This is a genomic window from Massilia sp. LXY-6 (genome assembly GCF_051233485.1).
Classification (GTDB): Bacteria; Pseudomonadota; Gammaproteobacteria; order Burkholderiales; family Burkholderiaceae_D; genus Telluria.
Genome location: NZ_JBKFGF010000094.1, coordinates 1 through 370 on the forward strand (window position 1 = coordinate 1; position 370 = coordinate 370).

At 50.3% G+C, this 370-nt stretch carries 2 rRNA genes; both read left to right on the plus strand.

The window, feature by feature from the left end:
* A 23S ribosomal RNA gene (locus ACI48D_RS25930) occupies positions 1-90 on the plus strand; the annotation flags it as partial.
* 116 nt (positions 91-206) lie between these two features.
* A 5S ribosomal RNA gene (rrf, locus tag ACI48D_RS25935) occupies positions 207-319 on the plus strand.
* The last annotated feature ends 51 nt before the right edge of the window (positions 320-370 follow it).

A 370-nucleotide genomic window follows, 5' to 3' on the forward strand; every position in this document is an offset into this window, starting at 1 on the left:
CGTTCGAGACCAGGACGTTGATAGGTCGGGTGTGGAAGTGCAGTAATGCATTAAGCTAACCGATACTAATTGCCCGTACGGCTTGTCCCTATAACCTTGGCAGTCAATGCCGGGTCAATGACAGCTGTTTGTTGATACCAGAATACAAAACTACTTCTTCCGGATTCAGCGTGACGCTTCAACAAGCGACACGCGTACAAGTCATGCCTGATGACCATAGCAAGTCGGTACCACCCCTTCCCATCCCGAACAGGACCGTGAAACGACTTTGCGCCGATGATAGTGCTGCAACCAGTGTGAAAGTAGGTTATCGTCAGGCTAATTATTCAGCAGAGCCCGCCCAGTTAAGTCTGGGCGGGCTTTTTGCTTT